At 62.6% G+C, this 23,250-nt stretch carries 28 protein-coding genes and 1 tRNA gene; 16 read left to right on the top strand and 13 right to left on the bottom strand.

All coding sequences use genetic code 11. From position 1 onward, the window contains the following. The first annotated feature begins 51 nt into the window (after positions 1-51). The 7 genes from MXB53_RS05520 to MXB53_RS05550 all read left to right on the top strand — a co-directional run bounded on the left by MXB53_RS05520 (position 52) and on the right by MXB53_RS05550 (position 4,356). A complete protein-coding gene (locus MXB53_RS05520; RefSeq protein ID WP_248896325.1) occupies positions 52-1,299 on the top strand; it encodes an outer membrane protein assembly factor BamB family protein in 1,248 nt (415 codons plus the stop codon). 2 nt (positions 1,300-1,301) lie between these two features. Beyond that, complete coding sequence (locus MXB53_RS05525) at positions 1,302-1,934, top strand: hypothetical protein (RefSeq protein WP_425601214.1); 633 nt, start codon at positions 1,302-1,304, stop codon at positions 1,932-1,934. 116 nt (positions 1,935-2,050) lie between these two features. Then, positions 2,051-2,290: a glutaredoxin family protein gene (locus tag MXB53_RS05530; protein ID WP_248896328.1), complete on the top strand. Its 240-nt coding sequence runs from the start codon at positions 2,051-2,053 to the stop codon at positions 2,288-2,290. After that, positions 2,287-2,820: a cob(I)yrinic acid a,c-diamide adenosyltransferase gene (locus MXB53_RS05535; RefSeq protein ID WP_248896330.1), complete on the top strand. Its 534-nt coding sequence runs from the start codon at positions 2,287-2,289 to the stop codon at positions 2,818-2,820. The genes MXB53_RS05530 and MXB53_RS05535 overlap by 4 nt, the downstream gene beginning before the upstream one ends. Positions 2,821-2,898: 78 nt before the next feature. Further along, positions 2,899-3,168, top strand: a complete 270-nt coding sequence (locus MXB53_RS05540) for a DUF7553 family protein (RefSeq protein WP_248896331.1) — start codon at positions 2,899-2,901, stop codon at positions 3,166-3,168. Positions 3,169-3,293: 125 nt separating this feature from the next. Then, positions 3,294-3,368: transfer RNA gene (locus tag MXB53_RS05545), tRNA-Val, on the top strand. A 292-nt stretch (positions 3,369-3,660) separates the two neighbouring features. Then, entirely contained in the window at positions 3,661-4,356 is a 696-nt protein-coding gene (locus MXB53_RS05550; RefSeq protein ID WP_248896333.1) for a hypothetical protein, read from the top strand. 255 nt (positions 4,357-4,611) lie between these two features. Here the strand turns inward: MXB53_RS05550 and MXB53_RS05555 are convergent, their stop codons facing one another. Next, positions 4,612-4,854 carry a sporulation control protein gene (locus MXB53_RS05555; RefSeq protein WP_248896335.1) on the bottom strand — a complete coding sequence of 81 codons (243 nt, stop codon included), beginning with the start codon at positions 4,852-4,854 and terminating at the stop codon, positions 4,612-4,614. A 202-nt stretch (positions 4,855-5,056) separates the two neighbouring features. On the opposite strand from MXB53_RS05555, the gene MXB53_RS05560 reads away from it, so the two are divergent. Then, positions 5,057-6,073, top strand: a complete 1,017-nt coding sequence (locus tag MXB53_RS05560; protein WP_248896337.1) for a DUF7961 domain-containing protein — start codon at positions 5,057-5,059, stop codon at positions 6,071-6,073. Between the two features lie 92 nt (positions 6,074-6,165). Continuing rightward, positions 6,166-6,438, top strand: a complete 273-nt coding sequence (locus tag MXB53_RS05565; protein WP_248896338.1) for a type II toxin-antitoxin system HicB family antitoxin — start codon at positions 6,166-6,168, stop codon at positions 6,436-6,438. A gap of 199 nt (positions 6,439-6,637) precedes the next feature. On the opposite strand, the gene MXB53_RS15940 is transcribed toward MXB53_RS05565, so the two are convergent. The 3 genes from MXB53_RS15940 to MXB53_RS05575 are packed head-to-tail and all read right to left on the bottom strand — an operon-like array spanning position 6,638 to position 7,701. Continuing rightward, a complete protein-coding gene (locus tag MXB53_RS15940) occupies positions 6,638-6,928 on the bottom strand; it encodes a DUF8154 family protein (RefSeq protein WP_248896340.1) in 291 nt (96 codons plus the stop codon). Further along, a complete protein-coding gene (locus tag MXB53_RS16025) occupies positions 6,855-7,172 on the bottom strand; it encodes a DUF8154 family protein (RefSeq protein ID WP_486606374.1) in 318 nt (105 codons plus the stop codon). Before MXB53_RS16025 ends, MXB53_RS15940 begins: the two co-directional genes overlap by 74 nt. Then, on the bottom strand, positions 7,162-7,701 hold the full coding sequence (locus tag MXB53_RS05575; protein ID WP_248896342.1) for a nucleotidyltransferase domain-containing protein: 540 nt from the start codon (positions 7,699-7,701) through the stop codon (positions 7,162-7,164). The genes MXB53_RS16025 and MXB53_RS05575 overlap by 11 nt, the downstream gene beginning before the upstream one ends. A 226-nt stretch (positions 7,702-7,927) precedes the next feature. Here MXB53_RS05575 and MXB53_RS05580 point away from each other — a divergent pair, with 226 nt between their 5' ends. Beyond that, positions 7,928-8,191, top strand: coding sequence for an AbrB/MazE/SpoVT family DNA-binding domain-containing protein (locus MXB53_RS05580; protein ID WP_248896344.1), 264 nt, complete (start codon positions 7,928-7,930; stop codon positions 8,189-8,191). Positions 8,192-8,403: 212 nt separating this feature from the next. Here MXB53_RS05580 and MXB53_RS05585 read toward each other — a convergent pair whose 3' ends face one another. Next, positions 8,404-8,580: a hypothetical protein gene (locus MXB53_RS05585; RefSeq protein ID WP_248896346.1), complete on the bottom strand. Its 177-nt coding sequence runs from the start codon at positions 8,578-8,580 to the stop codon at positions 8,404-8,406. 279 nt (positions 8,581-8,859) lie between these two features. Between MXB53_RS05585 and tnpA the strand changes: the two genes are divergently transcribed. Next, positions 8,860-9,264 carry an IS200/IS605 family transposase gene (tnpA, locus tag MXB53_RS05590; protein WP_248896348.1) on the top strand — a complete coding sequence of 135 codons (405 nt, stop codon included), beginning with the start codon at positions 8,860-8,862 and terminating at the stop codon, positions 9,262-9,264. A gap of 1 nt (position 9,265) precedes the next feature. Beyond that, the gene (locus MXB53_RS05595) at positions 9,266-10,507 is read left to right on the top strand and encodes an RNA-guided endonuclease InsQ/TnpB family protein (RefSeq protein WP_248896349.1); all 1,242 of its coding nucleotides are present in this window, start codon (positions 9,266-9,268) and stop codon (positions 10,505-10,507) included. An 11-nt stretch (positions 10,508-10,518) separates the two neighbouring features. Here MXB53_RS05595 and MXB53_RS05600 read toward each other — a convergent pair whose 3' ends face one another. Beyond that, on the bottom strand, positions 10,519-11,760 hold the full coding sequence (locus MXB53_RS05600) for a hypothetical protein (RefSeq protein ID WP_248896351.1): 1,242 nt from the start codon (positions 11,758-11,760) through the stop codon (positions 10,519-10,521). 106 nt (positions 11,761-11,866) lie between these two features. Between MXB53_RS05600 and MXB53_RS05605 the strand changes: the two genes are divergently transcribed. Then, positions 11,867-12,112: a hypothetical protein gene (locus tag MXB53_RS05605; RefSeq protein WP_248896353.1), complete on the top strand. Its 246-nt coding sequence runs from the start codon at positions 11,867-11,869 to the stop codon at positions 12,110-12,112. Positions 12,113-12,357: 245 nt separating this feature from the next. Beyond that, positions 12,358-13,629 carry an MFS transporter gene (locus MXB53_RS05610; protein ID WP_248896355.1) on the top strand — a complete coding sequence of 424 codons (1,272 nt, stop codon included), beginning with the start codon at positions 12,358-12,360 and terminating at the stop codon, positions 13,627-13,629. Positions 13,630-13,698: 69 nt separating this feature from the next. Here MXB53_RS05610 and MXB53_RS05615 read toward each other — a convergent pair whose 3' ends face one another. Continuing rightward, complete coding sequence (locus MXB53_RS05615; RefSeq protein WP_248896356.1) at positions 13,699-14,145, bottom strand: universal stress protein; 447 nt, start codon at positions 14,143-14,145, stop codon at positions 13,699-13,701. Positions 14,146-14,257: 112 nt separating this feature from the next. Between MXB53_RS05615 and MXB53_RS05620 the strand changes: the two genes are divergently transcribed. Beyond that, positions 14,258-14,554 (top strand): ATP-binding protein, encoded by a 297-nt coding sequence (locus tag MXB53_RS05620; protein ID WP_425601195.1) that lies wholly within the window; start codon positions 14,258-14,260, stop codon positions 14,552-14,554. Positions 14,555-14,709: 155 nt separating this feature from the next. Then, complete coding sequence (locus MXB53_RS05625; protein ID WP_248896359.1) at positions 14,710-16,101, top strand: FAD-dependent oxidoreductase; 1,392 nt, start codon at positions 14,710-14,712, stop codon at positions 16,099-16,101. Between the two features lie 148 nt (positions 16,102-16,249). Here the strand turns inward: MXB53_RS05625 and MXB53_RS05630 are convergent, their stop codons facing one another. The 6 genes from MXB53_RS05630 to katG form a co-directional block, all read right to left on the bottom strand. After that, positions 16,250-16,660: a DUF8036 family membrane protein gene (locus MXB53_RS05630; protein WP_248896361.1), complete on the bottom strand. Its 411-nt coding sequence runs from the start codon at positions 16,658-16,660 to the stop codon at positions 16,250-16,252. After that, positions 16,650-16,943 (bottom strand): winged helix-turn-helix domain-containing protein, encoded by a 294-nt coding sequence (locus MXB53_RS05635; RefSeq protein WP_248896363.1) that lies wholly within the window; start codon positions 16,941-16,943, stop codon positions 16,650-16,652. The genes MXB53_RS05630 and MXB53_RS05635 overlap by 11 nt, the downstream gene beginning before the upstream one ends. Positions 16,944-17,073: 130 nt before the next feature. Continuing rightward, on the bottom strand, positions 17,074-18,228 hold the full coding sequence (locus MXB53_RS05640; protein ID WP_248896364.1) for an ABC transporter permease: 1,155 nt from the start codon (positions 18,226-18,228) through the stop codon (positions 17,074-17,076). Continuing rightward, positions 18,225-18,890, bottom strand: a complete 666-nt coding sequence (locus MXB53_RS05645) for an ABC transporter ATP-binding protein (RefSeq protein WP_248896366.1) — start codon at positions 18,888-18,890, stop codon at positions 18,225-18,227. Before MXB53_RS05645 ends, MXB53_RS05640 begins: the two co-directional genes overlap by 4 nt. After that, on the bottom strand, positions 18,887-20,419 hold the full coding sequence (locus tag MXB53_RS05650; RefSeq protein WP_248896368.1) for a COG1361 family protein: 1,533 nt from the start codon (positions 20,417-20,419) through the stop codon (positions 18,887-18,889). The genes MXB53_RS05645 and MXB53_RS05650 overlap by 4 nt, the downstream gene beginning before the upstream one ends. 375 nt (positions 20,420-20,794) lie before the next feature. After that, positions 20,795-22,993 carry a catalase/peroxidase HPI gene (gene katG / locus MXB53_RS05655; RefSeq protein WP_345779718.1) on the bottom strand — a complete coding sequence of 733 codons (2,199 nt, stop codon included), beginning with the start codon at positions 22,991-22,993 and terminating at the stop codon, positions 20,795-20,797. Positions 22,994-23,250 lie beyond the last annotated feature (257 nt).

Consider the following 23,250-nt stretch of genomic DNA (forward strand, 5'->3'; position numbering starts at 1 on the left):
CCGCGAGAATCTCTAAACAGTTACAATACTCCCCATCAGTACGTTCCGACGATGCCCTCCATCCAACGCCGGACGTTCCTCGGCACGCTTTCGGTCGGCCTCGTCGGCCTCGCTGGCTGCTCGTCGTCGTGCCCGGACTCCGACGGTCCGACGCCCGACACCGTCGTCGACGCCGACGAGACGGGCACCGGGTTCGATCGACACCCCGGCGGTGCGTGGCCCGCGCCGCGGTTCGACGCCGCCAACACGGGGTACGCTCCGTCGCGTCGCCTGCCGACCGGGACGCCGACGCTCCGCTGGCGGACGACCCTCTCGGCGCCCGTCGTCGACGACGCCGAGGCGACGGTGAGTTCGCCGACCGTCGCCGACGGACGCGTGTATCTCACCACCGGCGACGGCGTGTTCGCGCTCGGCCTTCGCGACGGCGAGACGCGCTGGAACGTCTCGCTCACGCCGGCGGTGACGGGGCCGCCCGTTCGCGACAGCGCGACGCTCGCTCCGCCGGTCGTCGCCGGCGACACCGTTTGCGTTGCGACCGCGGACGGACTGACCGCCCTCGACATCGCCGACGGAGCGACCGTGTGGCAGTTCACGGACGCCCAGCCGACGGGAACGCCGGTCGTTGTCGACGCAACCGTCGTCGTGCCGACGACCACCGAACTGGTCGCGCTCGACGCCGCAACGGGCGATGTCCAGTGGTCGGCGGCGGGCGCGGACGCGACGCTCCCCGCCGTCGCCGACGGGACCCTCGTGGCGGCGCTCGACGGACTGGCCGCGATCGACGCCGCGACCGGCGAGCGCCGGTGGGTGTCGCCGGTGCGCACCGACGCGTATCCCGTCATCGACGGCGACACCGTCTATCTCGGCACCGACGAGGGACTCGTCGGCGTGGCGCTCGCCGACGGAACGATGCGGTGGACCGTCGACCGCGGATCCGGACGGACGTTCTCCGCGCCCGTCGTCACGCCGGAGACGATATACGCCGCCGAACAGCCGGTCGAGGCGGGGGACGCCACCTTCGCCTTCGACCGCGTCGACGACGGCCCGCCCGAACCCCGCTGGTGCTCGTCGGTCGGGGAGGGGAGTGTCACGGCCGCCACGGCGTCGCACGCGGTCGCGCTCCAGGCCGGGCACAGCGACCGCCGGCCACCCGTCCGGCTGGTCGCCTTCACGGCCCGATTCGGCGAGGCGACGTGGGGGTACGCCGACGTCGACCCGGCGATGCCGCCGGCGATCCTGGACGGCGGCGTCGTGACGGTGACGCGGCGCGGAACCGTCGTCGCGTTCGGAGGGGTGTGAGCATGTGGACGCCCCCTCGACGGCTCGTCGGCGATCTGACGATCCTCGGGGGCGTGCTCGCCATCGTCGCGACGGTCCCGCCGCGCTGGTACGGGCCGATTCCGACCGACTCCTACGTCTTCGAGCCGCCACTGTTCAGTCCGCTGTGGATCGAGCGCGTCGTCCTGCCACCCCTGTCGGTGCTCGCCGCGCTGCTCGTCGTGGTGGGACTGCTCTCGCTATTCCGGCGAGACCGCCCGTGGATGGGGCGGTGGCATCGCTGGAGTGCGTCGGCCGCGATACTCGGCGGTGCCGTCGGAACCCTCGCAACGACGCTGTTCGCCGCGACTGGCGGTGGCAGTGACGACCTGACCGCCGCGGCGACTGCCTTGCTCGGTGCCCTGCTCGCGCTGGTCGCGCTCGTGTTCGCCCTTCCCGGGCTGATCGGGTGGGGCATCGGCTACCTCCGTGCCGAGCGCGACCGGCAGACGCTGGGCCTCGCGCTCGTCGGGGCCCCCGTGCTCGCCGCGCTGTTCGTCGCGGTTGGCGCGGTCGTCGGCTCGGTCGCCGAACTGGCCGGCGGCCTCCCGACCGTCCTCCCGTTCGCGGCGCTGGCCGTCGTCGTCGGTGTCGACCTGCGTCAGCGACGTTCGTGAGTCACCGGACGGTCGATGCCGGCCGGCGGTCCGTGGGTTCTCCCAGACTAGCCCGCCAGCCGAGCCGAATCCCCCCGGGGCCAAGGTACTTGCCCGGGGCGGTCCAACGGCAGCGTATGGAAACCACGCTCTACGCGCTCGAAGGCTGTCCGTACTGCGAGAAAGTGCACGACGCCCTCGATCGCCACGACATCGACTACGAGACGGTGTGGGTCGACGCGCTCCACTCCGAGCGGAACGGCGTCAAACGCGTCAGTGGACAGCGCGGCGTGCCGGTGCTCGTCGACGACGATCACGGGGTGACGATGGCCGAGAGCGACAACATCCTGCAGTTCGTGGATCGGACCCTCGCATGAAGATTTACACCGGCCGCGGCGACGAGGGGATGACCGACCTGCGCGACATGTCGCGCGTCTCGAAGACGAGTCCGCGGATCGAGGCCTACGGCACCGTCGACGAGGCGAACGCCCTCATCGGCACCATCCGCCCGACGGGCTACGACGACATCGACGCGCATCTCGAACGCGTCCAGAACCACCTCCACGTCGTCCAGGCGGACTTCGCCAACCCCGATCCCGACGAGGATGACCCGGTCGTCCGCGAGGACCACGTCGCGGAACTCGAGACGTGGATCGACGAGGCCGACGCCGAACTCGCCCCACTGGAGTCGTTCGTCCTGCCCGGCGGCAGCGAGGCCGGCGCGGCCCTCCACCACGCACGGACGGTCGTTCGCCGGGCCGAGCGACGCGCGGTCGACCTCGCCGGCACCGACCCCGTCAACGATCAGGCGATCGCGTATCTGAACCGCCTCTCGGACGCGCTGTTCACCTTTGCCCGCCTCGTCAACGAACGCGACGGCGTGCCCGAAGACCGTCCCACGTACTGACGCGGCGTGTGACTGCTTTCGGCTTCCCTGTCACACCCCCCCACAAAAGCTATATTTGTCCTTCGCCTTGGGTCAGATATGAACAAGCACTTCGAAGACGCACGATACTACCTCAGCCGCGCCACTGAACACGCCAAGGAAGGCGTCCTCGAGGAACTCGACCCGCTCGAAGAGCGATTCCGCGAACTCACCGGGAACGAGGACGAAGAAGAACCGGAGCCGTCGCGACTGCAGAAACTGCAGGACGACCTGGCCGAACTGGAGGAGCGTGCCGAGGGCGAGGCCAAGACGGCCATCCAGGACGCTCGGGAGCGAATCCGTCGCTACCGCGGCGATTCGGACGAGTAATACGGATTAGTGTAACTGTTTACCGGTGGTTCGCTTGACCGTCCCAGCGACCCACCGGTACTGACTTACAATAAACCGTATAAGACAACCCTTAAGTCGCCGTCCCAAGTACCGATTTACTGCGCGGGTTGGTGGTCTAGCCAGGTTATGACGGCTCCTTCACACGGAGCAGGCCGGCGGTTCGAATCCGCCCCAACCCATCCGTAATCCGCACGACTTGTAACCATCCGGTTTTCTTGCTCTTCAACGCTTGTAGAGCCGGAATTGAATTTTCAGCCGCCGTTTGAGCGCCCGCTGAATTTCCGGAACCCATGCGGATCGTGTGCGGCTCTCGCCTCTGTCCGGGACTCGAACCTATTGAAATCGTGGAGAGTTATAAGTTTATGGGGAAGATTGAAGGAAATACGATTACGAGCGGCAACAATCCCTCTCCGATTTCTAACACTACACTCCAACAAGGACCTGAAGGATGATTGCCCGACACTTGATTAAATGACAAATCAACCTACCACCTTCGATGACCACGACCCACTTGCCAACTACATCCTGAACGTTCTAGAGGACTTCATTGATGAGATCGGAGCACGCGAATGCACCGCGCACTTCGACACCGTCGTTGACGGAAAACACTTTCTCAAAGGACAGAATCTCATCCAAAAACCAGAGCGTTTCATCGAAGACCATCTCGTATTCCCGATGCTCCGACAGGCATTCGGGTACTCGTTGCGCCCACAACCGAAACAGTACGCGCCACGATGGCCACGAGGCGGCGGCATTCCCGACTTCGCAGTTACCTCGATTCCAATCGAGGTAGCGATGCAGCAAGACATCCGGTTTTTCGGCGAAGTAAAACCCCCAAAGAAAATCGAAAACGCGCGGAACGACATGGAGAACTATCTTGACAGCGACCTCGACATCCATGCAGTAGCAATACTTTCTGATGGATTCGACTGGGAACTCTGGATTCGACCGAAAGGAGAATCCATAGATGACCTCGATAACCCGTTTCAAGAAGCCAGTCTCCGAGATTCGCTCAGGACTGTTCGAACACGAAATATGCAGACTGCATCGTACCGACCACACGAAGTCCGCAGCGATATCGATACCGATGCTTTCTCCCAATTCACAGTAGACGCAGTGCTGGACGTAATTGAAACAGAATTTGAGGTACCATTTACTCCCTTCTAATTAGAGTTCGCTGCCTCTACGCTGCCGACTGCTTCCTGTGACTCAAAACGCCATTACTGAAATATCAGTCACCCACACTCTATATCCGCCCATACTGGTTCCTCTGCCATTTTCCTAATTTCGCACTTCTACCCCGCCAGTAGCATAGAGTGAGGGTGTCATAGAACAGTTCCCAAGGTGGTTAATTCCGAGACTTTCGGATATGAACCACCCGCTCAGTAGGTGTGCGTATTGAGCGCTATCGACCTGTGGGAATCACGCTGAAACTGAAGGCTGTCGTCCCGCACGTAATCCGACAAAGTAGATGAGGATGAGTAGGAGTTCGACCGCAAATAGCCCGATAACGGTGTCGAGTACGAGTACAAGAGCAAATCCAAGCATGAAAACGAGGATGCCGGAGATTAATGGCGAACGAGCCCCATATCTTCCCGCCAGGTAATAAACGAATGATGAAATAATGGCTTGTGCGGCAAGGAATACTAGGCTGATAGCGGGCATAGAAAGCTGTACTTGGCAGCGACATATATAGTTTCTCGGACTCAATGAAACGTGCTCAAGAACGACCAAATGACCATTATATACAAGGAACTGAGTGGTACGTGTATCTCCTATACGCAGTACAGAGTGGATTACCGTATTAGTGGCCTGTTGATGTGGTGTGGCAGTATCTTCATGAGGCGATGCAATATCGTTCAACACAGTGTACCTCTACACCCCCGACGACGTCGACCGCAAACGCGCCCATCACCAGGCAGTGAAGCAGGACGCCGACGACGTCCCCACCAAACGCCGCGGCAACCTCGGGGAGCTCGCCTTCGAACAGTTCTGCCGGGAATACCTCCCCGTCGAAATGTGGGAGTGGGAAAACGAGGAGGCGATTCGTAAGTGCCACCCGGAGAGCTTCTCAGCCTACGACTTCGAGGTGTTCGGCTACGAAATCGACGTGAAGACCTCCCGAGATGTCTCCGCCTTCCGTCCGTCGAAGCTCCTTGACCAGGATCCCGACGACGAAATCATCGTGATGGTGTGGCACCGGGACAACGAGGACGGGCTCATCCTCCTCGGCTGGGAGCGCGTCGAGACGCTCACGTCGAAAGTGTCGACCCAGGAAGCGTACTCGGGCGACGAACCGACGAAACTGGACCATCTCGCAGCTCGTCCGATGAACGAGCTGATGGATCTCGGCCCGAACACGGCCCACATGAACCAGAAGCCACAGAACCCGTTTTCGCCGGGCGACCGCGTCGTCAAGTCCGGTGACGAGGACGCGTCTGTGGCGGTCGTTGTCGAGGTCCTACCTCCGGAGAAGGACGTGGGCGTCTACGGTCAGTCGATGGACGGTGAGGCCGTCTGCGTCGCGTTCCCCGGTAGCCTCGACGAAGGGCCAAGCAACTGGCGAGATATCGACTCGGCCATTCTCTCGTCGTACTGCGACGACCAGGACATCACGCTGTACACGTACAAGCATACGAACCTGGAATTCGCTGAGAACCCGTTCACGCCGGGCGACAGGGTCGTCAAGGCGAGTCACGACGATCCCGACGAGGCCGTCGTAGTTGCCCGTGCTGGCGGTTCTACCTCCGAGCCGGTGTCGGTGGTCTACACCGGACAGCTTGAGGATCCAGAGATGTTTCCCGGCGCACTCGAATCGCATTGTGACGAAGAGGGGATCAAACAGTACTCGTACGCCCCGTCTGATTTGGAGTGGGCCGAGTAGGCACCCGTATGGAACGGAACGCGCTCGGAACACCGATGCACGGACTCACAGAGGAAGGGTAATTTATCCGTTCTCCGCATGTACGTATGGGTATGAGTATCGATTCCGGGCACGGATCCGGCCGGGAACCGCGGATCACCCTGACTCACAACGAGGATGGGACCTGGACCGCCCGAGACCTCGAAGTTGAGGTGTCCGCTCAAGGCGAGACGCGAGACGAGGCCCTCGAAAATCTCGATGCCGTCGTCGACGCGATCGAAAACGACGGTGGGCGTGAACCCACCGAGGAGGAGCTGCAAGAACTCGGAATCAATCCCGACGAGAACACACCGGAACGCGGCGAACTGCCGGACGTTCTCAAGTAGTTCTAGTCTCCAGTCAAGGATATTCAGCAAGCCCTGGATTCGCTCGGATTCAAGCCCTGTTCCGTGGGGGGTATCCGTGCGTCCCGCCGCACCGTCTGATTTTCCGGCCCATTCTCGTGAGTACGAATGTACTCTTTGATGGACTCAGCAACCTGGTATACTTCACTCACCACAGTTAGCTGCCTCAGGAGCAGCTGATTCAGCAGAGACATTCGTAGCTGATCCGACTTCCATCGACCAGATGTTGGTGAAGAGCGGCTGCAAGCTCCTCCATGGCTACTGCCTGCGCTTCGGTGGCTAACCCGAGTCGATAGTACGTTTCCGTTCGGTTCTGGTTCCACAGTTCGGCAAGCTCGGCAGCGAACTCCTCGTCGTAGAGCCCGACTTCGGCCCCACGCTGGTAGAGCCGGCGATGGCTACTGATTACCTCGGACGACTCCATCGCACCGTCGTGGATGAGTCGGAACTGGATGGTGCGTTCGATCGCCACGAACGACGATTCGTTGACATCCTCCCCGCCCTGAAGGGCGAGGTTTTAGCCTCGAATCTTTCATAACCACCGTGTAGTACCCACGATCCAGTAGCAACGATGCCGCGGCACGCAGCCGGCACGCACGCCGAAGTTGTACCAGCTCCGCCTCGTCAACGTCGAGCCCCTCTTCGACCCGTTCGGGTGATTGCTCGAAGCTCCGTTCCGCTGCGGCCAGTGCGTCCGTGATGTCGTCATTCTCCATCGTCGTACACCTCCGACCGAATCGCCGACAGCTCGTCCGAGCCGACGAGCGTAATCCCGTCGTCGAACTGCTGCTGGAGGCGGTCTCCAATTCGTCTCGCGCTGTCAGTCGACTCGACTAACACTTCGAACGAGTACCGATTGCCGTCGAACTTGGTTTCCTCTAAGTCACTGACGATGGACTGGACGGAGCGACGGGCTTGGGTTTTGTCGTCGTCGACGAGGACCAGCAGGTCGATGTCGCTCGCGCGGTCAGCATTGCCACGAGCGACACTGCCGAACAGGAGGATTCCGACGAGGTTGTCGAGTGCCTCCTGTGTGCGGTCGATGACTGTTTTGAGTGGTTTGTGGAATTCGGTCTGTGGAACCGAGAGAACGGGATCGGGCTTCGAGAGCCGGTCGCGACGAATACTGACGTACCGTTTTCTGCCATCTCGACGGGTCTGGATCGCTCCCGTCTCGTTGAGTAGGCGCACCGACTTCGAAATCGTCGCCTGGGTGGCGTCAATCATCTCCGCCAGTCTACTCACCGTGTACTCTTCGTATGGTTCCTCGATTAACAGTCCGAGGAGGTCTTGCATCGCCTGATAGCGGAATACCCGATCGCCGGGAAACGGATATTCCAGCGCGATCGTGGTCTTTTCTTTCCCATTAGGCATAGAATTCCTATTGGGAATATATTGCCGTAAAGCTAGGGCTCGCAGATTTCAGGCTGCTCGAAGGTTCTTGTTTATTATAAGGAATCCTTACATAATCATGAACAGCGACACTCCCGAAATCACGACCGTGACGCCAAAGGATCAGATTACGATCCCGAGTCGGCTCCGAGAAGAGTTCGGTCTGCAACAAGGAACGAAGCTGATGGTCGTTCCCACCGACTACGGCCTCGTGCTGAAGAAAGTCGAGCTCCCCTCGGTCGAAGAGTTCCGACAGCGTGTCGAAGAGCGCGCTGACGAGGTTGAGCTCTCGATAACCGAAGTAGCCGAGCTCGTCCATGAAGCGCGGAACAACGTTGAATGACAGCGGTGCTCGACACCACCGTCTTGATTTCGGGTGCCATTTCGACCGGCGTTCTCCCACACGGTGTTCGTCGCTGGGTTGAGGGGTGACTACCAACTCGTTGTCTCGACCGCTACCCTAACCGAATTCCGGGAGACGCTGCTCAAATACCTCGAAAACCCACATGTGCGAAGCGGATATCCAAACGGAGGTCGCAGAGACAGAGGAGGCGACTAATCCTTCCCCGTCGACTCAACCATCGGCTCCCCGCACTCCGGGCAGTGCTCGTGCGTATTGTCGAACTGCTCATCACATGCTGGGCACTGGAACGTATCAGTGCTATTGGCTGCGTTCTTCGCAGTCTGCTTGAACTCCTCGACCTGTCGCCCGAGCTCGTTGAAAAGCCCCATGGGTTCTTCAAACGAGGGCACCGCGAGACAAAAGCGTTTGCCGGAGCATCCGGGGAAGAACATACTCGATACGCAGTACAGAGTGAATTGTCGTATTAGCTGAAAGTAGGCGCTAAGCCCCCTACCTCAGCGAGCGCCGACCGAACGGGAGGCGCGAGCAGGGAGGGGATACAGCGCCGTACAGTTCTCATACACGATTCGGTGGCAGGCCCACAGGCCCACAGGCCCACGCAATCACAACGTTTGTGCAGTAGGGTAGCATAGTATTGATCGAACCCAATGGAGTCCGACCTCGACTCGGGAGCGCACTCGACGTATTCCCTGCACTACCACCTGATACTCACCACGAAGTATCGGCGCGGAGTGCTAACCGAGGAGCGAACCCAATTCATTCACGAGGTCATCAGCGGGTTCACGGACAACTACGGTGTCGAACTGACGCACCTCGACGGCGAGGACGACCACGTACATATCCTCTTCCGAGCGAAGCCAACCACAGACCTCGTGAAGTTTATCAACACGGCCAAGGGCGCGACTGCCCGCCGTATCCGCAACGAGTACGCGGACGAACTCAAGACCGAACTGTGGGGCGACTCGTTCTGGAACGACTCGTACTGCCTCATCTCGACGGGGCAGGTGTCGCTGGATGTGCTGAAACAGTACGTCGAGGACCAACGCGAGTAGAATGTACTACGCCTACAAGTTCCGTCTCAAGCCGTCCGACGCCCACCGTGAGGAGTTGGACCGCCACCGAGACATTTGTAGGCAACTGTACAACCACACACTCTACCGCCTCAACGAGTACCAAGACGAACACGGTGAACTGCCGTCCATGACCACGCTACGGGCGGAGCTCCCCGACCTCAAGCAGTGGTGGGACGACCTCTCGGACGTGTACTCGAAGGTTCTCCAAACCGTCGTGGAACGCCTGTTCGACAACCTCAACGGGCTCTCGGCGCTCAAGAGGAACGGCTACGGCGTCGGTCACCTCAAGTGGAAGCCCCCACGGGAGTTCCGCAGTTTCACGTACCAGTCTGGCTTCAAGCTCGACAAGAAGGGCGGTCAGACTGTGCTGTCGCTCTCGAAACTCGCGGACATACCGATTCGGCTCCACCGCGCCATCCCCGACATCGCCACCGTGAAGCAGGTCACGCTCAAGAAAGAACCGACGGGTGAGTGGTTCGCCACATTCGGCGTCGAAATGGACCGTGAACTACCCGAGCCTCCCGAGAACCCTGAACGGTGCGTCGGCATCGACGTGGGGATTCTCAAGTACGCACACGACACCGACGGCACGGCGGTCGGGCCGCTCACTCTCTCCGACGAGCGCGAACGGTTGGAGCGCGAGCAACGGAAGCTCTCACGGAAGCAACACGGGTCGAACAACTACGAGAAGCAACGGCGTCGAGTCGCGGAGTGTCACGCCGACCTCCGACGGAAGCGCCGCGACTTCTTGCACAAGCTCTCGGCGTACTACGCTCGGGAATACGACCTCGTGGCGGTCGAAGACCTGAACGTGAAGGGGATGATGGAAAGTCCGTCGAACAGTCGGAATACTGCATCGGCAGCGTGGCGGACGTTCCTCTCGTTGCTCGAATACAAGTGCGACCGCGAAGGGACGCACTTCGTGGCGGTCAATCCGAGAGGGACGACGAAAGAGTGCGCGTCGTGTGGCGTTTCGACGGAGAAGCCGTTGTGGGTCCGTGAACACGCCTGTCCGGCCTGCGGGTTTGAGGCAGACAGAGACGCGAACGCGGCGTGGAACATCCTTTCTCGCGGTCTACAAGATGTAGGAGTGGGATACTCCGAATCAACGCCTGTGGAGACTGCGCTCCCTACGGGAACCACTACGGTTCCTGCAAAGCGCGTCGTGGAAGCAGGAAGCCCTGCCCTCAAGGAGCGAACGGCGTCAGCCGTGAGCGAGTAGGGGTGGGTAGTTCACATAACCGACTCCCGCAGCTTCCATACGTCCGTCGAGGGGTCCAGATTCGACGGTTCGGCGCCCCGTGTCGTCAGAATTCCCGCGTGATACAGCATCGCCTTGAGCTGGAAGACCGTCGGCGAGTGGTACACGTCCCCGTCGGCCAGCGTGGCGGACTGTAACTCGCCGTCGGCGTTCAGCACGCGACTGCGAACGGCTTGGTCGCCGCGGACGAACAACTCGACGGTGAAGGAGGGATGGAGTTCGTGGAGGTACTCGACGACCTCCGGCAGCGTCGGCTCGGGAATCCGGTCCGCGTGCATCCGCTGAAGTTCTTCGACGAGCAGTTTCGTCGCGGGATACTCGTAGACCACCCGGCGAGTGAGCAGTCCCCACTTCGGGGCGATGTCGCAGAAACGCTTGCGTGACCGTTTCCAGTCGTCGAACGCGCGGAGCGCGTCGTCGACCGATTCGTACTCCCGGAGCGCGAACCGGACGACCTCTCTCCCGAGGGGCGTCAGGTGAATACGGTCGGGGTCGTCGTCGACGAGATTCAGGAACGCGGCTCCCGTGCGCGCGTCGTCGACTGCGCGCACGACTCGCTCGGCCAGAATGCCCTCCGTCTCTGCCGTATGATGCACGGCGAGCGGGTACGCGAGGTAGTTCTTCGGGTGGTTGAGCCCGAACGACTTGTCCGCGACGCCCTGCGCGCTGGCCTGGAATCGGATCGCGCTCGTCTCCGTCGTCGTCCGGTTTCCGACCATGCGCGGGGCTTCGATGGCCTCGACGGCGCCGTCCGTCTCGACACCGAGGACGCCGACGTTCAACTCCCGGGCGAGCGTGCAGGCCGATTGGGAGATAGCACTCGCCGGCGCCGCGACGTAGGCGGCGTTGGCCTCGTGCAATCGGTCGTACGCTTGGACGATCCCGCGTTCGATGTCGACCCGGCCGTGATCCGTATGCCCTTTCGCTTCGACGACGATCAACGGCGGGTCGTCACCCAGTCGGTCGACGGCGAGGAGCCCGTCGTCGAGGGTGCGAACGCCGACCAGGTCGGGATAGCCGGTGCCGACCCGAACGTGATTGAACGGCGAGAGCGCGTCCTTGATCTCCGGGCCGATGTGCTGGCTGGCGAGCCAGCGATCCGAGGAGAACTGCGTGTCGACGACGGCGTATCCCTCGTCGGCTTCGGGGAAGAGCCGCCGTTTCGTGTGCGCGAGCACCTGTGGCTCGGTCAGACTGCCTGCCGCGCTTGCCATGCTTGGTCAGTTCCGGGAGCTAGCACATCAAGATTCGGTCGATGCAGGGCCCCGCTTTGCTGATCTGTGGGCGCGTTTCGTGTCGCGACACCCCGACTCATTGCTGATGGCCGAGGAGCTCGACATCTCCCCGCTTGACGCGATCACGACATCGGTCGCGAAACGCCGTCGATTCGTCGGCATCGCCGCCACCGGAGGAGGAGAGATCGTCACGTCCACCGAAACCGACGGCCCCGACCTCGTCGGCCGCGCCACTCCCACAGACAACTATCTAAATTCTGATAGTATATTAATCCACAGCAGTTTATCACTACCTACGGGGAACCGAAATTGCAGAATTCCGGTCTTCTAAAATTGACACACAAAAAATAATTCGACAGAGACAAGGGCCCGTTGCTACGAAACGAACTGTACGAAGATGTCTCGGACAAGGCCGTCATATGAGCACCGGCGCGGATATACTGATGCTCACCGGAAAGGGACCAATCGGACTGTAGCAGTCAGACGGGGCCAGACTCCCCCCGCGGAAAAATGACTGGCCAAAACCGCGTCGCGGAAGCGAACGGCGTCGAGGGTACGCCTCGACGTGGCCTATTTATGGCGACGGTCGGGTTTTTCGCAGGCCTCACCACGATCGTGTTCTACGGGGCTGCCGGCCCGATATTTGAGGAACACTTGGCCCTCACCGGCGTTTTCCACGGACTGTTGTTAGGCTCGCCACACCTCAGCAAAGCAGTGCTGCGGATCCCGTTCGGGGCCTGGGTCGACGAGGCCGGCGGAAAGAAACCGATGCTCATCCTGTTAGCCTCGACGATCGTCGGGATCGCAGGTCTCGTCGTCACGCTGTTTCTGACGTACCCCCACGATTTCGGGATGCATCTGTACCCGCTGCTCGTGCTGTTCGGCCTGCTGGCGGGCGCCGGCGGGGCGACGTTCTCCGTCGGAATCAGCCAGACCTCCTACTGGTACCCCAGCGACAGACAGGGGTTCGCGATGGGCGCGTTCGCCGGCGCCGGTAACATCGGCCCGGGGATGGTCGTCTATGTCCTGCCGGTCCTGATTGGTCTCACGGGGCTGGCGATCGCCTACGGGATCTGGCTCGCGTTCGTCGTCGCCGTCACCATCGCCTACGCCACCTACGCTGTCGACCCGTACTACTTCCAGCTGCTCCGCCAGGGGAACGACCAGGAGGCGGCGACGGAGACGGCGGACGAACTCGGACAGGACATCTTCCCGTCCGGGAACGCCTGGGACTCGCTGCGAGAATCCGCGTCGATCCGACGGACGTGGGTGCTCGTCTTCCTCTATACGGTCTCGTTCGGCGGCGGGTTCACCTCGCTGTCCGCGTGGTTTCCCACCTACTGGGACCTGTTCCACGGCTTCGACCTCTCGACAGCGGGGCTGCTCGCGGGCATCTTCATCGTCTACGGCTCCCTCATCAGGATTCCCGGCGGTAGCATCAGTGACCGATTCGGTGGTGAGAACGTCGCGATCGCGAGTTTCAGCGTCATGGCCGTCGGTGCGGTCGTCATGACCTTCGCGAGCGGTTTCTGGCCGGCGTTCATCGGGATGATGATCCTCGGCACGGGGATGGGGATCGCTAACGCCGCCGTCTTCGAGTTGGTCCCGAAGTTCGTCCCCGAAGCCGTCGGTGGCGCCTCCGGTTGGATCAGCGGCGTCGGCGGCGGCGGGACACTCATCATCCTCCCGGCGCTGGGCTACTACACCGACGTCTTCGGGCAGATCGGGTACGCACGCGGGTTCTCCCTGTTCGTCGTCCTGAGCGCGATCTGTGCCCTGGTCTCGTGGGGGCTGAAGCATTACGACCCCGATGTCGACGCGACCGTCGACGAAACACCGGTTCATTAGGTTGCCAGTCCCGAGCGCTCACTGAACGGCCCGGATTTCGCCCGCCCGTGACGGAGGGCTGTGAGAGACCTACTCCTCCGGGTCCCGGTGGACGGTCAATACCGGAATCTCGGAGTGGCGGACAACGTCTTCGGTCACGCTACCGAGTAGCGCTCGCTTAACGCCCGTTCGACCGTGGGTTCCCATGACGATGACATCGATATCGTGGTCCTCAGCGTACGTGAGAATATCGTCGTGCGGGTTTCCACGTCGGACAGCGCTCGTCGCTTCGATGCCACGGTCCGCTGCCTGCGCGGCGACATCGCCGGTGGCTTCCTGTCCTTCCTGCTCGAACGCGTCCAAAAGGGCATCCAATCCAGGTACTCCCTCACCCGTCCCGGAAACAGAGGTCGGTTGGTCGACGATGTAGAGCACGTGGAGCGTTGCCCCGTGTATTTCAGCGAGGTCGATGGCGGTCTCCTCTGCGGGCCCGACTGCCTCGCTGCCGTCCGTCGGAAGAAGCGCTCGGTCGAACATGGACTCCTGGCTCTGACACTATCAGGGGACGCGTGTTAAGAGTGGCCACGCCCCGGTAACTTCTATCCACCCCTGAGACACTCATCTGGTCCGACAATCCAAGGACGGTGCCGTGACCACTCGTCCGGATCGCTCGTTCCTCCAGTGCTTGTTTACCGGGATGGCGCGGCACCCCGAGGAGAACCGCGATATCGTGTTCGACTACGGGTACACCACTCGGCGCGGCGGAACGGGGTACGGCCTCAGTATCGTCGCGCGGGTCGCCGAGGCCCACGGCTGGCCCGTTCGCGTCACCGACGGCGACGCCGGCGGCGCCTGGTTCGAGTTCACGGGCGTATCACGCTGGCGGCCGAGTGACGCCGGCGGCCTATGCCGTTGCGAACGGCGTCTCGCTCCGGTATCGCCGTGAAACGCCTAGGATCACGCCCCACGGGCTCGTGGGCTGACCCGCCGATACAGCCCCTCTGTCGACCGGTACGTCGACAATCGTCGATAGCTCGACGGAGAAAAATATGAGTTATCCGTCTGGAGTACAGTCGTGGACGTAGCTATCACGGAACACCCATGTCTGACACATATGATCTGGTGATCGTCGGCGGCGGTATCAGCGGTGCCTCACTCCTGTACACCACCGCGAAGTTCACCGACATCGGCTCGATCGCACTGATCGAGAAGGAAGCGGAGATCGCGGCGATCAACTCCCACCACACGAACAATTCGCAGACGCTGCATTTCGGCGACATCGAGACGAACTACACGCTCGAGAAGGCCCGCGAGGTCAAGGAGGGGGCAGAACTGCTCGCCGGCTATCTGGAGAACCACGACCCCGACCGCGAGATGCACGCAAAGCGGAGCAAGATGGTGCTCGCGGTCGGCGACGAGGAGGTGCCGGAACTCGAACGCCGGTACGACGAGGAGGGCTTCGGTGACCTCTTCCCCAAACTGCGACCGATCGGGCGCGAAGAGATCGCGGAGATCGAACCCGCGGTGGTCGAGGGCCGGGACCCCGACGTGGAGCTGCTCGCCCTCCAGACGCCCGACGGCTACGTCGTCGACTACGGCGCCACGACGAAGTCGTTCGTCGAGCGCGCGGCCGACGAGGCCCACGTCGACGTGTACGCCGACACGGAAGTCACCGATGTCACGCCGACGCTCGACGGGCACACCATCGAGACGACCGAGGGCCGGTTCGACGCTGACGCGACCGTCGTCGCCGCCGGCTCGCACAGCCTCCAGATCGCGAAGGACCTCGGCTACGGCCAGGACAAGGTGTTGCTCCCCGTCGCCGGGAGTTTCTTCCTCGCCGACGACCTCCTGAACGGGAAGGTGTACACGCTGCAGATGAAGAAACTCCCCTTCGCTGCCGTCCACGGCGACGCGGATGTCCACGATCCGAGCGTCACGCGGTTCGGGCCGACCGCGAAACTGGTCCCGACGCTCGAACGCGGTCGCCTCTCGACGATGACCGACTTCTTCGACGTGTTCGGGCTGAACGCGGCGGCGATGCTCAGCTACGCGAACGTCCTCTCGGACCGGATTCTCCTCCCCTACGTCCTCCGCAATCTCGTCTACGACCTCCCCGAGGTCGGTCGCCGGCAGTTCCTCCCGCACGTCCAGAAAGTCGTCCCGAGCGTCGACCTCGCTGACATCGAACGCGCGGCGGGGTACGGCGGCGTGCGGCCACAGATCGTCGACACGTCGGCGAAGTCCCTCGATATGGGCGAGGCGAAGATCGTCGGCGACGACATCATCTTCAACATCACCCCGTCGCCGGGTGCGTCGACCTGTCTCAAAAACGCCCGGCGGGACACGAAGGCAGTCCTCGACTTCCTCGACGGGGAGTACACGTTCGACGAATCGGCGTTCCGGGCGGCGACGATCGATAACTTCCCGCGCGGGGCCACCGGTGGCGTGACCGAGCCGGGCGCGGCCGAGGGCGCGGCGGCGGACGACTGAGCGACGGCCACGACCGTTCGTCGTTGAGTCGTGCCGACCTTGCCCGCTTGCGCCCCGAATCAGTGTGCCGTTCTCGGTCTCTCGATGAGTGTCATGGCGGCCGACACCGGGCCGTCGGTTTCCGAACGCTATCGGCGCAGAAGCGCCCTTATGTCTGACTCTGATAGAACAGCACGATGATCGCTACCCCGACGAACGCGTGGGGGATGACGATGAACGGGCTCCCCCCGGACGGCGGAAAGCCGAACGCCAAGTGGATGACCGGATTGGCGGTCAGCGCGTAGAGCAATAGCGCCAGGCTGAGAAGAATGAGACTACGTGTGTATCTGTTCGGCAGGTCGCGATAGAGGGAGACGTAGGTCCACAGCAGCGCCATCAGCAGCACGAGATTGAACGTCGTGACGAACACTTGGACTCGGACGAGGAACACGAACAGTTCCGGAATCCACTTCGGGGGGGCCGGGAAGACCCCGACCGCGAGCATGGCAAGCAGTCCACACAGTAGTCCGATGGCGGTGACGAGTGCCGTCCTGCGGCGTGGGTTTCGATCAGTCCCCATGGCTGTTTATGTCCGCTTGTTCGGCGATTTCGTCGAGGATATCCAGGTTTCGTTCCATGCGATCGGTGAGAAAATACATCTTCCCGTAGGTGTCGCCTTCCGTCGTCACGATGTCGTTTTCCCCGAGCACCTCGAGGTGGTGTTGGACGGTTTTGTAGTTCAAATCGAGATCCTCCGACAGTTGGTTCGTGTTCCTCGGACGCTTGTGGAGCGCTCGGACGATCCGGAGGCGGTTTTCACCTCCCCGCGAACCACCGATGAGCCACCACAATAACTGCCGCATTACCGCAATTGCGGGGGAATACGCGGAAATAGCTTCTGATGTCGACGGAATCACGTCGTAGCGTACCGACTCACGTCGAGCGATGTCCCGTGCTCCGTTTCGATGGCGCGACTGGGTGACGTTCATCCACTCATCCTCGGAGCGCCTCGACTGGCCGGTCGTTCGCCGCCTTCCAGGCGGGGTAGATCCCACTCAGCACGCTCGTGACGACTGCAAAGAGGAAGCCGAACAGAAGATACCGGACGCTGCCCCAGCCGAACACGAGGGTCGCATCACCTGTGAGCACGCTGAATAAGACGACCCCGACGGCGAGCGATCCCGCTGCGCCGATGACCCCCCCAACCACACCCAGGAAGGCTGCCTCGGTGAGAATCATCCGGAGGACTTCACCGCGGCGGATGCCGACGGCTCGAAGGACGCCGATTTCGCCACGGCGCTCAACCGTGCTCATCAACATGACGTTGAGGATCGCCACGCTCGCGACGACCAGCGAAATCGAGCCGATGCCGATCAGCGCGAGCTGCAGGGTGTTCATGAAGGAGTTGATGCTCTCTTGGGCGCTCCCGTAGGTAGTGATCTGCAACTCCTCCTCGGAGTCCCGTCCCTCGGTGTTGAAATGCGCTTCGAGCCGGTCTGCGATCGCCGAGGCTTCGTCGCCGTCTTCGGCGATGATCGTCACGGCGTCGTAGTGCTGTTGGTCGGCGAGTGCGGAGAGAGGAAGGACGAGTTCGCCGCCACCGCCGGGCCCGAAGCCGCTGTCGGAGGCGATAAAGCCCCGGATCCGGTACAGCTGTCCGTCGTATCTGACCGGATCACCGATCTCGAGGCCGAGCTCTTGGGCAGTGCTGTTACTGAGCAACGCACCGGTTTGTAGTCGGTCCGGTGCCTCCCCGCTGGAGACGTCGTAGAGCGCGCTCGCTTCGGTTACACCCGTCACGCTCACGTACGCCTCGTCGCTTCGCGAGGAGACCGTCGTGTCGTTGGTCTTCTGTGGGACGACCCGTGCGTCCGTCAGAACACTGTCCATCTCATCGATCTGGTCGGCTGTCACGCCGTCTTCGACGCTATCTTGGCCGGCAGAGACGGACACCTGATCGGTGAGCCCTCCGAGTTGCGATGTCGCCTGCTGCTGGATCGCGACGCCGGCCATGCCGAGCGAGGCGATCGCGATGACACCGATGACGATGCCGAGCGCGGCCAGACCGGTGCGCATCCGATTCCGGCCGAGGTTTCGCCACGCCATCAACGCGCTGGGGAACCGCCGGAGAATAGCCGCGACGCTCACGACTGGATCACCCCGTCGACGAGGCGGACGACGCGATCCGCGTAGTCCTTCATCTGTTCGTCGTGGGTTACCGCGACGATGGCGATGTTCTCCTCCTTTTTGAGACGCGTCATCTCTTCGAGGATGGTTCGACCGGTCGCCTGATCCAGGTTCCCCGTCGGTTCGTCCGCGAGGAGAATATCCGGTTCGTTGATGAGCGCGCGAGCGATGGCGACGCGCTGTTGCTGGCCGCCGGACAGTTGGGCTGGCGTATGGGTGAGCCGGTCACTGAGGCCGACCCACTGCAGCAGGTCGATGGCACGCTCATGGCGGTCGACGCTTCGATCCCACATCGACGGGAGTTCGACGTTTTCGACGGCCGTAAGCATCGGGAGCAGATGGAAATCCTGAAAGACGAATCCGAGCGACGACCGACGCTCCTCGGTAAGTTCGTCCTCGTCGAAATCCGTCACGTTTCGACCGTTGAGCAGAATCGTCCCCTCAGTCGGCGTATCGAGGAGGCCGATCATATTGAGCAAGGTACTCTTCCCGGATCCGGAGGGGCCGGTCACGAGCACCATCTCGCCGCGCTCGGCGTGGAAATCGACGGCTTTCAGCGCCTCGACCACCTCCTCTCCGCTCTGATAGCGCTTGACGACATCGGTGAGTTCGATAATACTCATTGGCTACGCCAGCGACGGATGCCGAAGCCGACGGCACCAGCGATCACGACCAGCACGGCGATCCCGATTCCCAGAATCGGTGGGCCCCCATCCGAAGGCGGACCCTGCTCCTCGCCCGCCGCTTGCTCGTCGCTCCCCCCGGTAGCGGCTTGTCCACTGCTCCCCGATATCGACGCGATGTCGATCCGTTGGATCGATGTCACTCGGTCACCATCGACGACGTACGTGACTTCGACCGGTATCGTCGAGGCGTTCGATCCCGTCTCGGCACTCAGTTCGAAGGTGCCGAACTCGCTGCCCTCGATTTCGCCGACATAATACTCTCCCACCGGAGCGGTCGGATCTACGTCGTCAGTGTCGACGACCCTGAGCAGGACGGATTCGGCAGTGGTACTGCCGATGTTCGCGGCGTCACCCTGCAGGGTCACTCCTGCCCCGGACCGGGATGTTGCGACGCTGACGAGACGGATCTCCCCCGAGACGGCGGATTGGTCCTGTACGGCTGTCGTGTGCGTGGTTCCAGCCGCAGTGTAGGTCGCCGTGTACGTGACTGTGCCATCGACGGAGCTCGGAACATCGAATCTCACTGATCGACTCGAGTCGGGGTCGACGTCTTCCATGAGGTTCCGAGCGACAACATCCCCGCCCGCGCTCGCGACGACCTCTACGTCGGAGAACGCCGCGTTTCCGAAGTTCGTCAACTCGACGTTGGTTTCGACCGAGCCGTCGGTCGCGCTTCTCGCTGTGAGACCAGCGCTGATGTCCGGTTCACTGACTTCGATATCGGCCGATTTCGTGGCCGTTCGCCGCATCCCCTCCGACGTCGTGTACGTGACGTCGCCGCTGAGCGTCTGCGTTCCGGTGCCATCGAACGTAACGTCGTACTGGAACGTCTGCTCCGACCCTGCGCCGATGGATCCTTTGACTCGCTGTGGATCCTCGACGGTCCCACTGCCGTTGAGCTCGAGCTGGATTCCGGTGACGGCCTCGCTGTCGCCGTTTGCCAGCGTGACGTTGATCGGGGTTTCCGCGCCTGCAGCGGGATCGGCGTCGAACACCGGCGAGAAGGCGAGCGAGATGCCGCTCGATTCCTCCACGGTCACGTAGACCGGTCGCTCCACGACGAAGACGCTCCCATCGGGGCCGTGCCCGCGAAGCACGACCGTGAGCCGCTTCTGTCCCGTCTCTTCGAACGTCGTGGAAAAGGGAACCTCGATCGAGTCCCCGGGACCGAGGTCACCGAGGTTATCTGCCGAACTCCGTCTCGAGACGCCGGGCCCACGAAGGCTCGCTTCCGTAAGCTTGGCAGCCCCACCACTATTCGCGGAGTTCCGGAACGTCGCCGTGACCGTGACCTGTTCGTCAGGTCCCGGATACTGGGGGGACACCGAGACGTTTCCGATCGAGACGTATGCCTCCGACTCATCCGCGGTACTCTGGGCGGCGCCGACGCTCGTCAGCGGCGCCACCAGGCAACTGCCCACGATGGCCGAAACCAGAAGCGCCGTCAGGAGTCGAGATCGATTCATTCCGCCCCCATATCGAGCGCCTGCTCACGTGTCTCTCTTCGGGCGTCGGCGAGCCGAGCCCCGGAGTTCGGCGCCGCCCCATCCCTCTGGATGACATCGCTCATGGCTCACGGTTGGCGCTTCGGTAATAAAACCCGTTTTCGTCATTTATCCATCCTTCTGCCATACGGGAGGCACAAATTCGACCCAGAACGGGACGAGCCTTCCCACCGACGACCCCCGAAGCAGATCGGAGCCGCCGCGCCACGCGCCGCTCCGTGTCAGACGGCGCTGTGGGTGAGAATACCCCCCGTTCGGGGGGTGGCACGTCCGGGCGAGGCCGGATGCGAGCCGTATTACCGCGCCGGCGAGGGGCCGGCTGCGGAGCCGACTCCCTTATTCGAGATCGAACCGGTCGAGGGTCATGACCTTGTGCCACGCATCCACGAAGTCCTGCACGAACGCCTCTTCGCCGTCGTCGCTGCCGTAGACGTCCGCGACGGTGCGGAGACGGGCGTTCGAGCCGAAGATGAGGTCGAAGCGGGTGGCTTCCCATTCGACGTCGCCGGTGTCACGGTCGCGGACCTCGAAGCGTTCGTGGTCCGCGGAGACCGATTCCCACTCGTAGTCCATGTCGAGCAGGTTCACGAAGAAGTCGTTGGTCAGCGTGCCCGGGCGGTCGATGAAGGTGCCGCGGTCGTCCCCGTACGTCGCGCCAAGCGCGCGCATGCCGCCGACCAGCACCGTCATCTCGGGGACGGTCAGGTTCAGTAGCTCCGCCTTGTCGACCATCCGTTCCTCGGGCGTGTCGTACAGGTCGTCGAAGTCGCCCGCGCCGAGGTAGTTCCGGAAGCCGTCGACTTTTGGCTCGAGCACCTCGAAGGACTCGACGTTGGTCTGTTCCTGGGTGGCGTCCGTGCGCCCCGGCTCGAACGGCACGTCGACGTCGTAGCCGGCCTTGGCCGCCGCCTGCTCGACGGCCGCGTTGCCGCCCAGCACGATGAGGTCGGCGAGCGAGACGCGCACGTCGTCGTCACGCGAGCCGTTGAACTCCTCTTGGATCCCTTCGAGGGTCGAGAGCACCGCCGCCAGTTCCTCGGGCTCGTTGACCTCCCAGCTGCGCTGGGGCTCCAGCCGGATACGAGCGCCGTTCGCGCCGCCGCGCTTGTCGCTGTCGCGGTACGTCGACGCCGCCGCCCACGCGGTCTTGGCCAGCTGCGAGACGGTCAGGTCGGTGTCGAGAATCTCCTCCTTGAGTTCGGCAGCCTCGGCGTCGCCGATAACCTCGTAGTCGGCATCGGGGAGGGGGTCCTGCCAGACGAACGTCTCGTCCGGGACCTCCGGGCCGAGGAGTCGCTCCGGCGGGCCCATGTCGCGGTGGATGAGCTTGTACCACGCTTTCGCGAAGGCCTGCTGGAACTCGGCGGGGTTCTCCTGGAACCGCTCCAGAATCTCTCGGTAGTCGTCGTCGTGCTTGAGGGCGATGTCCGTCGTCAGCATCATCGGCTCTTCGGTCTCGTCGGGGTCGTGCGGCCGCGGTGCCCCCTCGATATCGTCGCCGACAGGCTTCCACTGCCACGCACCGCCGGGGCCTTTGACCGAGGTCCAGTCGTGTTCCAGCAGGTTATCGATGTAGCCCATGTCCCACTGAATCGGCGAGGCGTTCCACGGACCCTCGATACCGCTGGTGATGACGTCGAGGCCGCCGGCCTTCTCGTCGAGATGCTCCTGTGCCCAGCCGAGGCCCTGCTCGTCGATGGGGGCCGACTCGGGCTCGGGACCGACGTGTTCCTCGGGGTCGTCGGCGCCGTGGACCTTCCCGAAGGTGTGGCCGCCGGCGATGAGCGCGACCGTCTCCTCGTCGTCCATCGCCATGCGGTCGAACTCCTCGCGGATGTTCGCCGCCGAGCCTTCGACATCCGGCTCGCCGTACGGGCCCTCGGGGTTCACGTAGATGAGGCCCATCACGGTGTTCGCGAGTGGGTCCTTGAGATTGCCCACCTCTTCGTCTTCGAAGCGCTCGGGCGAGGTCGTCTCCCAGTCCGTCTCGGGACCCCACTCGGCGGCTTCGTTGGACTTGAACTCGTCCTCGCGGCCGCCGGCGAAGCCGAACGTCTCGAAGCCCATCGACTCCAGGGCGACGTTCCCCGCGAGGACGATGAGGTCGCCCCACGAGAGCTTGCGGCCGTACTTCTGCTTGACCGGCTGGAGCAGGCGACGGGCCTTATCGAGGTTCACGTTGTCCGGCCAGCTGCTCTCCGGTGGGAGCCGCTGGAGTCCACCGGACGCACCGGCACGGCCGTCAGCGGTGCGGTAGGTCCCGGCGCTGTGCCACGCCATCCGGATGAAAAACGGTCCGTAGTGACCGTAGTCCGCCGGCCACCAGTCCTGCGAGTCCGTCATCACCGCTTCGATGTCCGCTTTCACCTCTTCGAGGTCGAGCTTCTGGAACTCCTCCGCGTAGTCGAAATCCTCGTCGTACGGGCTGACATCCCGCGCGTTGTCGTCGAGAATGTCCAGCCGCAACAGGTTCGGCCACCACTCTTGGTTGGACCAAGTCATCGTCAGTGAGTTCTCTCGTTGGCAAGTTAATATTGTCGAACCCGAAAGAAAGTCTTCGCGATCGTTCAAGTCACTGCCTCACGAGTAAACAACGCCACTCTCCCTCGTTCGGTCTGGCAACCCGTTTCGTTGAGGTGTCGCTGTCGTGTGAAGTCCGTTCTGGCAGTCCGAAACGGCAGGCTCGGACTCACCGCTCACTTCGATCCCGCGATTCGAGCGCACAGCTATGGCTGTCCTTCCTCCTGACGGCGTGTGCGCCGAGCGGAGATACTTCGGGCTAACGTGCTTCG

Origin of the sequence: Haloplanus sp. XH21, from assembly GCF_023276355.1 — an archaeon.
In the GTDB taxonomy this organism is placed as follows: Archaea; Halobacteriota; Halobacteria; order Halobacteriales; family Haloferacaceae; genus Haloplanus; species Haloplanus halobius.

Coding starts and splice junctions, on each gene's coding strand:
- MXB53_RS05525 (WP_425601214.1), top strand. CDS start 1,302: ATGTGGACGCCCCCTCGACGGCTCGTCGGCGATCTGACGATCCTCGGG.
- MXB53_RS05615 (WP_248896356.1), bottom strand. CDS start 14,145: ATGTTCGACCGAGCGCTTCTTCCGACGGACGGCAGCGAGGCAGTCGGG.
- MXB53_RS05605 (WP_248896353.1), top strand. CDS start 11,867: ATGGCCGAGGAGCTCGACATCTCCCCGCTTGACGCGATCACGACATCG.
- MXB53_RS05595 (WP_248896349.1), top strand. CDS start 9,266: ATGTACTACGCCTACAAGTTCCGTCTCAAGCCGTCCGACGCCCACCGT.
- tnpA (WP_248896348.1), top strand. CDS start 8,860: ATGGAGTCCGACCTCGACTCGGGAGCGCACTCGACGTATTCCCTGCAC.
- MXB53_RS05580 (WP_248896344.1), top strand. CDS start 7,928: ATGAACAGCGACACTCCCGAAATCACGACCGTGACGCCAAAGGATCAG.
- MXB53_RS05650 (WP_248896368.1), bottom strand. CDS start 20,419: ATGAATCGATCTCGACTCCTGACGGCGCTTCTGGTTTCGGCCATCGTG.
- MXB53_RS05520 (WP_248896325.1), top strand. CDS start 52: ATGCCCTCCATCCAACGCCGGACGTTCCTCGGCACGCTTTCGGTCGGC.
- MXB53_RS05630 (WP_248896361.1), bottom strand. CDS start 16,660: ATGGGGACTGATCGAAACCCACGCCGCAGGACGGCACTCGTCACCGCC.
- MXB53_RS05625 (WP_248896359.1), top strand. CDS start 14,710: ATGTCTGACACATATGATCTGGTGATCGTCGGCGGCGGTATCAGCGGT.
- MXB53_RS05535 (WP_248896330.1), top strand. CDS start 2,287: ATGAAGATTTACACCGGCCGCGGCGACGAGGGGATGACCGACCTGCGC.
- MXB53_RS05585 (WP_248896346.1), bottom strand. CDS start 8,580: ATGGGGCTTTTCAACGAGCTCGGGCGACAGGTCGAGGAGTTCAAGCAG.
- MXB53_RS05565 (WP_248896338.1), top strand. CDS start 6,166: ATGAGTATCGATTCCGGGCACGGATCCGGCCGGGAACCGCGGATCACC.
- MXB53_RS16025 (WP_486606374.1), bottom strand. CDS start 7,172: ATGGAGAATGACGACATCACGGACGCACTGGCCGCAGCGGAACGGAGC.
- MXB53_RS05530 (WP_248896328.1), top strand. CDS start 2,051: ATGGAAACCACGCTCTACGCGCTCGAAGGCTGTCCGTACTGCGAGAAA.
- MXB53_RS05600 (WP_248896351.1), bottom strand. CDS start 11,760: ATGGCAAGCGCGGCAGGCAGTCTGACCGAGCCACAGGTGCTCGCGCAC.
- MXB53_RS05540 (WP_248896331.1), top strand. CDS start 2,899: ATGAACAAGCACTTCGAAGACGCACGATACTACCTCAGCCGCGCCACT.
- MXB53_RS05645 (WP_248896366.1), bottom strand. CDS start 18,890: ATGAGTATTATCGAACTCACCGATGTCGTCAAGCGCTATCAGAGCGGA.
- MXB53_RS05555 (WP_248896335.1), bottom strand. CDS start 4,854: ATGCCCGCTATCAGCCTAGTATTCCTTGCCGCACAAGCCATTATTTCA.
- MXB53_RS05550 (WP_248896333.1), top strand. CDS start 3,661: ATGACAAATCAACCTACCACCTTCGATGACCACGACCCACTTGCCAAC.
- MXB53_RS05635 (WP_248896363.1), bottom strand. CDS start 16,943: ATGCGGCAGTTATTGTGGTGGCTCATCGGTGGTTCGCGGGGAGGTGAA.
- MXB53_RS05610 (WP_248896355.1), top strand. CDS start 12,358: ATGGCGACGGTCGGGTTTTTCGCAGGCCTCACCACGATCGTGTTCTAC.